This window comes from Anaeromyxobacter sp. PSR-1, from assembly GCF_000964525.1.
In the GTDB taxonomy this organism is placed as follows: Bacteria; Myxococcota; Myxococcia; order Myxococcales; family Anaeromyxobacteraceae; genus Anaeromyxobacter.
Window position 1 is genome coordinate 1 of sequence record NZ_BAZG01000185.1, and the last position, 8,801, is coordinate 8,801.

Annotated in this window: 6 protein-coding genes and 2 pseudogenes; 2 read left to right on the plus strand and 6 right to left on the minus strand. The window is 73.9% G+C overall.

Annotated elements, in window-relative coordinates; all coding sequences use genetic code 11:
• The coding region (locus PSR1_RS19395; RefSeq protein ID WP_059439066.1) for a hypothetical protein at positions 1–1,393 on the plus strand (1,393 nt) is incomplete at its 5' end.
• Between the two features lie 166 nt (positions 1,394–1,559).
• On the opposite strand, the pseudogene PSR1_RS24690 reads toward PSR1_RS19395, so the two are convergent.
• Together PSR1_RS24690 and PSR1_RS19400 are read right to left on the minus strand one after the other, a co-directional pair.
• Positions 1,560–1,725: pseudogene (locus PSR1_RS24690) on the minus strand (HNH endonuclease); the annotation flags it as partial.
• A 134-nt stretch (positions 1,726–1,859) separates the two neighbouring features.
• Entirely contained in the window at positions 1,860–3,026 is a 1,167-nt protein-coding gene (locus tag PSR1_RS19400) for an NAD(P)/FAD-dependent oxidoreductase (RefSeq protein ID WP_059439067.1), read from the minus strand.
• A 125-nt stretch (positions 3,027–3,151) separates the two neighbouring features.
• Between PSR1_RS19400 and PSR1_RS19405 the strand changes: the two genes are divergently transcribed.
• Positions 3,152–3,541, plus strand: coding sequence for a DUF302 domain-containing protein (locus PSR1_RS19405; protein WP_059439068.1), 390 nt, complete (start codon positions 3,152–3,154; stop codon positions 3,539–3,541).
• A 272-nt stretch (positions 3,542–3,813) separates the two neighbouring features.
• Here PSR1_RS19405 and PSR1_RS19410 read toward each other — a convergent pair whose 3' ends face one another.
• The 4 genes and pseudogenes from PSR1_RS19410 to PSR1_RS19420 form a co-directional block, all read right to left on the minus strand.
• The gene (locus PSR1_RS19410) at positions 3,814–4,866 is read right to left on the minus strand and encodes a homoserine dehydrogenase (RefSeq protein WP_059439069.1); all 1,053 of its coding nucleotides are present in this window, start codon (positions 4,864–4,866) and stop codon (positions 3,814–3,816) included.
• A gap of 170 nt (positions 4,867–5,036) precedes the next feature.
• Complete coding sequence (locus PSR1_RS25030) at positions 5,037–6,017, minus strand: phosphate acyltransferase (RefSeq protein ID WP_370539104.1); 981 nt, start codon at positions 6,015–6,017, stop codon at positions 5,037–5,039.
• Positions 6,018–6,038: 21 nt separating this feature from the next.
• Positions 6,039–7,292, minus strand: a pseudogene (locus PSR1_RS25035) (malic enzyme-like NAD(P)-binding protein); the annotation flags it as partial.
• 348 nt (positions 7,293–7,640) lie between these two features.
• Complete coding sequence (locus tag PSR1_RS19420) at positions 7,641–8,603, minus strand: Fpg/Nei family DNA glycosylase (protein ID WP_059439071.1); 963 nt, start codon at positions 8,601–8,603, stop codon at positions 7,641–7,643.
• Positions 8,604–8,801: the final 198 nt, after the last annotated feature.

Here is an 8,801-nt window from a genome sequence, read left to right on the forward strand (position 1 = left end):
GGACGTGGAGGCGCAGCTGTTCGGGAGCGGCGGCTCGCCGAACGCCGTGCCCCCGCCGCCCGAGGGGATCATCTCGCGCGAGCGCGAGGACCCGCTCCGCATCGGCGGGCAGCTCTACCTGCGCGCCGTCGGCACCTGGCAGGAGGGCGTGGACCCCGCGGATTGGTACCTCGCCTCGCCGAACCTGCTCGACACGTACCTCGACACCCGGCCCAACGACCGGGTCCGCGCGTTCGTGCTCGGGCGCATGAGCTACGATCCGACGCTCTCGCGCGCCAGCGTCGCGCTCACCCAGCCCAGCGCCGGCGTCACCGAGTCCGCCGCCACCGTCGCCTCGAACCCGCGCGGCACGCTCGATCAGCTGTGGGTGAACTTCGATCTCGGGCGCCGCGCGTTCGTCACCGCCGGCAAGCAGCACGTGAAGTGGGGCGTGGGCAAGTTCTGGAACCCCACCGACTTCCTCCACCCCGTGAAGCGCGACCCGCTGGCCGTCTACGACGCGCGCAGCGGCACGAGCATGGTGAAGGTGCACGTGCCCTGGGAGGCGCGCGGGTGGAACTTCTACGGCGTGCTCGCCTTCGAGGACCTGGCCGGCGAGGCGCGCGCCACCGACCGGGTCGGCCGGGTGGGCGCCGGCGGCCGGGCCGAGCTGGTGGCCGGCACCGCGGAGCTGGGGCTCGACGCCATGGTGCAGGACGGCCACCGGCCGCGGTTCGGCGTGGACCTGTCCGGCGGGGTGGGGGACTTCGACCTGTACGCCGAGGCCGCGCTGCGCACCGGCGCCGACGGCACCCGCTGGCGGAAGACCGCGCCCACGCTCACCGATCCGTTCGGCTACGCGCAGTACGAGCCGCGCGGCTTCACCCCGCAGGTGGTGCTGGGTGGGAGCTGGTCCGCGAAGTACTCCGACGAGGACGCCGTCACGGTCGGCGCCGAGTACTTCTTCGACGACTCCGGGTACTCCGACGCCGACGTCTACCCGTTCCTCGCCGCCGGCGCGCCGCGGCTCGATCTCTCGAACCCCGCCGCGCCTGCGCTGGTGCAGCAGGACCCGGCCGCGTTCCGCCCGTTCTACCTGGGCCGCCACTACGCCGGCGCGTACGCGATGCTGCCGAAGCCCGGGCGCTGGAACAACACCATCTTCACGCTCTCCGCGCTCGGGAACCTCTCCGACCGGACGTTCGTGGTGCGGCTCGACCACTCGGTGCTGGTGCTGACGTACCTGCGCGTCGAGACGTTCGTGGCCGGCCACATGGGCCGCAAGGGCGGCGAGCTCCGCTTCGCCTACGAGGTCCCCGCCGGCGCCGCCGCGTTCCTCGGCGCCCCGCCCGACCCGCGGCTCGGCAAGGCGCCCGTGCTGGACGCCGGCGTCGCGCTGCGCGTGAGCCTGTGAGCCGCGGCCTCGCGTCCCCGTAGCCGCACGCCGCGCCCTCTCCCCGCGTACGCGTCCACGAGCGCGTCCCCGAGGACCCGCCGCGCCTCCTCCAGATTGTGCCCGCGGCAACGGATCCGGAGGTTGTCCGCCGTCGAGGCGCCGCCCAGCGCGGGAAGGGGCCCCTCTCCGCGCAGTTGTCGGTGGTCACCACCTTCGCCAGCTCGCACACGGAGGACAGGCACAGCTTGCCCTCCCGGAGCGCACCCTCGACCCCCCGGGTACCGCTGGATGAGCTCGGCCGCGGTCTTCCGGTACTGGGCCGCGCCTGCGGAGAGCCCCAGCGCCCACCGCGCCCCGCGCCCCGCCCTCGGGTCTCGGGCGAGCCGATCGCGCCGCGACGGTTCCGGACACGCGCGCCCGCCTCCGACCGCCGCTGCACCCTCACTGCCCAGACCCCGCAATGAATCAGAGAACCCGCCCCCCCCTACGTCCCCGGCATCCGCGGCACCATCCCCCGCCGCTCGGCCTTGAAGTACCGGCCCCAGGCCTTCTTCATCCAGTGACCGACCACCGGCAGCGGCACCAGCCGCTCGGTGCGGTCGTCGCGGTACACCAGCGCGCCGCCGGTGCCGGTGTCCATCAGGCACACGATGGCGAGGTGCGCGAGGTAGCTCGCGCAGGGCGCGCCGCCCGCCTCGCAGGACGCGGCGTTGTCGGCGGCGACGCGCGCCATCGCCTGCGCCAGGTGGCCCTGCTTCGCGCTCCAGGCCGGGCCCTCCAGCGCGGCGACGTCCCCCACCGCCCAGACGCCGGGCATGCCGGGGACGGCGCAGCCCGCGTCCACGCGCACGAAGCCGGCCTCGTCGCGGGGCAGGTCGGAGGCCTTCACCACCGGGTGCCCGTCGCCGGCGGGGAGGAACGCGACCAGGTCGGCGTCGACGCGCTCGGCGCCCTCCAGGGCCACGCCGCCCGCGTCGAACGAGACGATCTTCCGGCCCGCGCGCAGGGCGATCCCCTGGCGCGCGAGCATCCGGCCCACCGCCGCCACCGCCTTCTCGCCCATGCGCTCGCCGGGGCGCGCCATGGGCGCGAAGAAGGTCAGCTCGAAGCGATCGCGCAGCCCGCGCCGGCGCAGGAGCGCGTCGAGGTTGAACGCCACCTCGAAGGCCGGGCCGCCGCGCACCGCCGAGGGCGCCCGGGGGTTGCCGCCGAAGCCGACCGCGATCCGGCCGCGGCCGCGCGCGAGCAGCGCCTCGAGCGCCACGCGGAAGGAGGTCGCGGCGGCGGGATCCCCGCCCAGCGTCACGGTGTGCTCGACCCCCTCCGGCCGCAGCCGCGAGGCGCCCAGGGCGACCACCAGGTGATCGGCTGCGAGGCGCCGCCCGTCCACCTTCGCCCGGCGGGAGGCGCCCTCGAGCTCCTCGACCTTCCCGACCCGCAGCTCGAACCCGCGACGCGCCGCGACGCCGGCGAGGTCCAGGCAGGCCTCCTCGAACGGCAGCTCGCCGGTCGGGATCCAGATCGAGGTCGGGTGGATGAAGAGGTAGGGCCGGTCCGAGACCAGCGTCACCTCGAACCCGCGCGCGCGCAGCCGGATCGCGCTCTCCAGGCCGGCGAAGCCGCCGCCCAGCACCAGTGCTCGCTTCCCCATGGGCAGCCTCCCGGCCGGCGACCGGCCTCTCGGGCGTCTGAGCCACGCCGCGAGCGCGGGATTCCTTCGGGGGCGCCGACGAACCGGCGCGCGGGTGGGAGGCTCGCACCGGGAAAGGAGAATCGATGTCCCAGCTCGGAATGAAGAAGCCGTCGTCCTGGACGTACGAGCAGGCGCTGGAGAGGCTGCCGGAGCTGCTCAAGGCGGAGGGCTTCGGGGTCCTCACGCAGATCGACGTGAAGGAGACGCTCAAGGCCAAGCTCGGCCTGGACTTCCGCAAGTACAAGATCCTCGGCGCCTGCAACCCCGCGCTCGCCCACCGGGCCCTCTCGGCGGTGGTGGACCTGGGCATCATGCTCCCCTGCAACGTGATCGTGTACGAGGGCGACGACGGGAAGGCGGTGGTGACCGCCATCGACCCCATGCAGACCATCGCCGCCGCGCGGCCGGAGCTGGCGCCGATCGCGGGGGAGGTGCGCGCGCGCCTGGCGCGGGTGCTGGAGCTGGTCGCGTAGCTTCGACGGGGCTCAGGGAGAGCGCTCGATCCGGGCCACTGAACCCTTCGGGCGGGCCCCGGCTCCCACGGCCGTCGACATGAACGATCTCCTCGCCTTCGCCGCCGTCGCCGGGCTCTGGTTCCTGATGCAGTTCGTGATCCTGCCGCGCATGGGCGTTCCCACCTGAGCGGTGCCGCAGCGGCCCCGGTCCGGGGCCGGCACGCAGGACGGCGAGCCGAAGGACGGCGAGGAGCCGGGCGGTCCCGGGCCGCGCTGCTGAGGCGCCGCGGTCAGCGGCGCCGGCGCCCGCGGGCGATCGCCACCAGGTCTGACAGGATCGCGTAGGCGGTCTGGTCCACCCCGCCGGCCCCCTCCCAGATCCCGATCTCGCGCATGAGATCGGTCTCGAGGACGAGCACGCCGTCCGCGCCCCGCGAGACGAGCACGTCGCCGTCCGCGACCTCCTCCGGCCCCACGCTCACCCGCACCGCGCGGCCGTCGCGCCGCGCGCGGGCGATGAGCCGGAGCACCGCCCCGCGCCCGCGGGCGGCGCGGACGTCGCCGGGGCCGAGGCCCGAGATCCCCCGGCGCTCCACCGCGGCGGGTCGCACGTCCGCGCCCATGAGCGCGTTCGCGAGCGCGCAGGCCTTCACCGCCGCGTCCCAGCCTTCGACGTCATGGCGCGGGTCGGCCTCGGCGACGCCGGCGCGCTGCGCCTCGGCGAGCGCCGCCTCGAAGCTCGCCCCCGCCTCCATGCCGGCGAGGACGCGGGTGGTGGTGCTGTTGAGCAGGCCGCGGAACCCGAGGATCCGGGCGCCGGGCAGGCAGCGCTCCACCAGGTTGAACACCGGCGTCCCGTCGAGCACCGCGCCCTCGTGGAGGAACCGCACGCCGCTCCGGGCCGCGAGGCGCACCAGGCGCGCGCGGGCGTGCGCCACCGGCCCCTTGTTCGCGGTGACCACGTGCAGCCCGCGCCCCAGCGCGGCGCGGGCCAGCGAGATGGCCGGCTCGCCGGTGGCGGGCGCGAGCGGGGTCAGCTCCACCAGCACGTCGGCCGGCGCGCGGCGGACGAGGTCGAGCGCCGAGCGCACCGGCGGCCCGCGGTGGAGCGGCTCGAGCGAGCGGCCGGCGCGCACCAGCCGCAGCGCGCGCGAGAGCGATAGCCCGCGCGGATCGATGGCGGCCCCGTGACGGTTCGTGAAGATGGCGGTGACCACCGGCGCGGCGCCCTCGGCGCGGAGCGCGCGGCCGTACGGGCCGGGGAGCAGCTCGGCGAAGGTCCGGCCGACGTTGCCGAAGCCGGCGAGGGCGAGGCGGAGCGGGCGGGTGGCGGTGCGGGACATGGCGGGGGAGGGTGGTCCGGCCTCCCCCGCCTGTCAATCCGCGGGAACGCGGGGCGCAGCCCCGTGCGCGGCGGAGCCGCCCGCGGGGACCTCGTGCGAGCCCGCGAAGGCGGGCGCACGAGGTCACGGGACCCGCGCAGCAGGGTGGGGCGGGGCGCAGCCCCGTCAGATCAGAACAGGAACTGGTCGCCCTGCGCGCGCAGGGCCGTGATGGCTGCCAGGTTCACGATCGACTGCACCGAGCAGCCCATCTGCAGGCAGTTCACCGGCTTGTGCATGCCGAGCAGCACCGGCCCGATCACCTCGGCGCCGCCCACGTTCTCGAGCAGCTGGTAGGCGATGTTGGCCGAGTCGAGGTTCGGGAACACGAACACGTTCGCGTCCTCCTTGAGCGTCGAGAACGGGAACTCGGGCACGCGGACGTCGCCGTTCGTGGCGATGGCCACCTGGATCTCGCCCTCGACCTCCAGGTCCGGACGGCGCTGGCGCACCAGCGCCGCGGCGTCCCGCATCTTCTGCGGGCTGCCGCCGCCGGCGGAGCCGAAGGTGGAGTAGGAGAGCATCGCCACCCGCGGCGTCACCTCGAAGTAGCGGGCCAGGTCGCTGGTGGTGATGGCGATCTCGGCCAGCTCGTCCGCGTCGGGGTCGATGTTCACGGTGCAGTCGGCGAAGAACTTGAAGTCGTGCTTCGTGACCACGATGTACACGCCGGCGGCGCGCTTGCCGGCGCGGGTGCGCACCACCTCGAGCGAGGGGCGGACCGCGTCGGCGTAGCCGCTGGTGAGGCCGGTGACGAGCCCGTCCACCTCCCCCAGCTCGAGCATCACCGCGCCGAAGTAGTTGCGCGTGCGGATGCGGCGGCGCGCCTCCTCCACCGTGATGCCGCGGCGCTGGCGCAGCTCCCAGTACCGCGCCACGTAGCGCGAGAACTCGGGGCTGTCCATCGGGTCGATGATCGTCACGCCGTCGAGGTCGTCGAGCCGCTGGTCGGCGATGGAGCGGCGGATGGCCTCCACCGGCCCGAGCAGCACCGGCTCGCAGATCGCCTCCTCGCGGAGGATCTCGGCGGCCTGCTGGATCTTCGGGTGGTGGCCCTCCGGGAACACGATGCGGGCGAGCTTCTTCTTCGCCTTGGTGAAGATCGAGCCCATCACCTGGTGCGAGCGGCTCTGCAGCTTGCGCAGCCGGTCGCGGTACTCGTCCATGTCCAGCTTCACGCGGGCCACGCCGCCGTCGATGGCGGCCTGCGCCACCGCCGGGGCGACCCACAGCAGCACGCGCGGGTCGAGCGGCTTCGGGATGATGTAGTCGCGGCCGAAGCGGAACTTCTCGCCGGCGTAGGCGCGCGACACCGAGTCCGGCACGTCCTGCTTGGCCAGCTCGGCGAGCGCCTTCGCCGCCGCCATCTTCATCTCCTCGGTGATGGCCTTGGCGCGGACGTCGAGCGCGCCGCGGAAGATATAGGGGAAGCCGAGGACGTTGTTGACCTGGTTCGGGAAGTCGGAGCGCCCGGTCGCCATGATGACGTCCTCGCGCGCCGCCTTCGCCTCCGGGTAGTCGATCTCGGGATCCGGGTTGGCGAGCGCGAAGACGATGGGGTCCTTCGCCATCGACTTGACCATCTCCTGCGTCACCATGCCCTTGGTGGAGCAGCCCAGCATCACGTCCGCGCCCTTCAGCGCGTCGGCGAGCGTGCGGCACTTGGTCTCGGCGGCGAACTCCGCCTTCCACTCGTTCATGCCCTCGGTGCGCCCGCGGTAGATGACGCCCTTGGTGTCCACCATGAGGACGTTCTCGCGCTTCACGCCGAGCGCCAGGTAGAACTTGGTGCAGGCGATGGCGGAGGCGCCGGCGCCGGAGACCACCACGCGCACGTCGCCGATCTTCTTGCCGGCGATCTCGAGCGCGTTCAGCAGGGCCGCGCCGGAGATGATGGCGGTGCCGTGCTGGTCGTCGTGGAACACCGGGATCTGCATCTCCTTCTTGAGGCGCGCCTCGATGACGAAGCACTCCGGCGCCTTGATGTCCTCCAGGTTCACGCCGCCGAAGGTGGGCTCGAGCGCCTTCACCACCGTGCAGAACTTGTCGATCTCGAGCGCGTCCACGTTGATGTCGAACACGTCCACGTCGGCGAACTTCTTGAAGAGGACGCCCTTGCCCTCCATCACCGGCTTGCCGGCGGCGGGCCCGATGTTGCCGAGGCCGAGCACCGCGGTGCCGTTGGACACCACCGCGACCAGGTTTCCGCGCGCCGTGTAGAGGTACGAGGCGTCGGGATCCTTCTCGATCTCGAGGCACGGCTCGGCCACGCCCGGGCTGTACGCGAGCGCGAGATCGCGCGCGGTCGCGCACGGCTTGGTGGGGACGACCTCGATCTTCCCCTTGCGGCCGGACGAGTGGTACGCGAGCGCGTCCTCGCGGCGGATCTTCTTCTTGGGAACGGGGGACGACGGAGGGTTCTGCGGAGGCGTGAAGTCGGAGGCCATGATCTCCTCGGTGCGGCGGTAGGAGTCGACGAGCTTGATTTGGGGCCGACGAGGAAATCCCAAAATAAATCCGCTGTCAATGAGACGCAGATCAATTGGTGCATCTTTTGCAATCCGTCGCGCTCCGCATCGCCCGAGGTGCGCCGAAGCATTGCCGCAGTGCGTCTCGGACGCAGCCGCCCCCACCAGATTGCAGGCACTTCCGTGCGGTCGCCCGCCCGCCTCCCGGCGCGCGGGTGCGTCGCGCGCGTGGCACCGTGCGCGTGGGACTCGACGCAGGCGAGGGCTTCAGCGCGACCGGCGGCGGGGCGCCTTCGACGGCGGCGCGGCGGGCTCCGGCGCGGGCCGGAGCCCGAGCGCCGGGTTGCGCTCCAGCTCGTCCACGGTCCGCGGCCAGTCCTGCTTCAGCAGGCGGGCGAGGGACCGGTCGGAGAGGATCTGCCCGCCGGTCTGGCAGCGCGGGCAGTAGTTCACCTCGTTCTCCGCGCGCACGATCCGCTGCACCGCCGTGCCGCACACCGGGCACGGCTGGCGGTGGCGCCCGTGCACGGCCATGCCCGCGCGGAAGGCGGTGACGCCCTCGGGGAAGCCGCTCCCCGCCTCCGCGCGCAGCCGCGCCGTCCAGCCGCCGAGCACCTCGCGCGTGGCCTCGAGCAGCCGCGCCACCTCCGCGTCGCCGAGCCGCGAGGTCAGCGCCACCGGCGAGAGCCGGGCGCGGTGCAGGATCTCGTCCGAGTAGGCGTTGCCGATGCCGGAGAAGAGCGAGGGATCGGTGAGCGCGCGCTTCAGCGTGTGGTTCTCGCGCCGGAGCGCGGCGGCGAACGCGGCGAGGTCTGCCTCGAGCGGCTCGATGCCGCCGCGGTCGAGCGCGGTGAGCGCCGCGGCGCCGCGCACCAGGTGCAGCGCGGCGCGGCGCTTCGTGCCGGCCTCGGTGAGGACGAGCGTGCCGTTGGGGAAGTCGAAGGCGGCCAGCCCCGCCTTCCCCGGGAGGCGCGCGCCGGGGTCCTTCCAGTGGAGGCGCCCGGCGATCATGAGGTGCAGCGCCAGGAACAGGTCGCCGTCGAGCGCCAGCACGACGCGCTTGCCCTGTCGGCGCACCGCGGCGACGCGCCGCCCCTCCGCCTCGGCGAGCGGCGGGTCGGCGGAGCGGAGCAGGAAGGGGTTCCCCAGCCGGATGCGCTCCAGCGGCTGACCCAGCACCCGCGCCGCGAGCGCCTCGACGTAGACCTCGATGTCCGGCAGCTCCGGCACCCGAGGATCCTGCCTCGGCGCCGGTCCGGCGGCCAGGCCGTCTCCGCCCCCCGCCCGACCGGGCACCGCCGCCCCGCCGTGCCCCCGAAATCTCGCTAGAGACAGCCGCATGCCCAGCTCCAGTCACCGTCCGCAGGGCACCGCCCGCCGCGACTTCCTGCGCGTCCTCGCGCTCGCGCCCGCCGCCGTGGCGGCCGG

Bases quoted from the DNA above. Each gene is read 5' to 3' on its own strand.
- PSR1_RS19400 (WP_059439067.1), bottom strand. From the start codon at position 3,026: ATGGGGAAGCGAGCACTGGTGCTGGGCGGCGGCTTCGCCGGCCTGGAG.
- PSR1_RS19405 (WP_059439068.1), top strand. From the start codon at position 3,152: ATGTCCCAGCTCGGAATGAAGAAGCCGTCGTCCTGGACGTACGAGCAG.
- PSR1_RS19410 (WP_059439069.1), bottom strand. From the start codon at position 4,866: ATGTCCCGCACCGCCACCCGCCCGCTCCGCCTCGCCCTCGCCGGCTTC.
- PSR1_RS25030 (WP_370539104.1), bottom strand. From the start codon at position 6,017: ATGGGCTCGATCTTCACCAAGGCGAAGAAGAAGCTCGCCCGCATCGTG.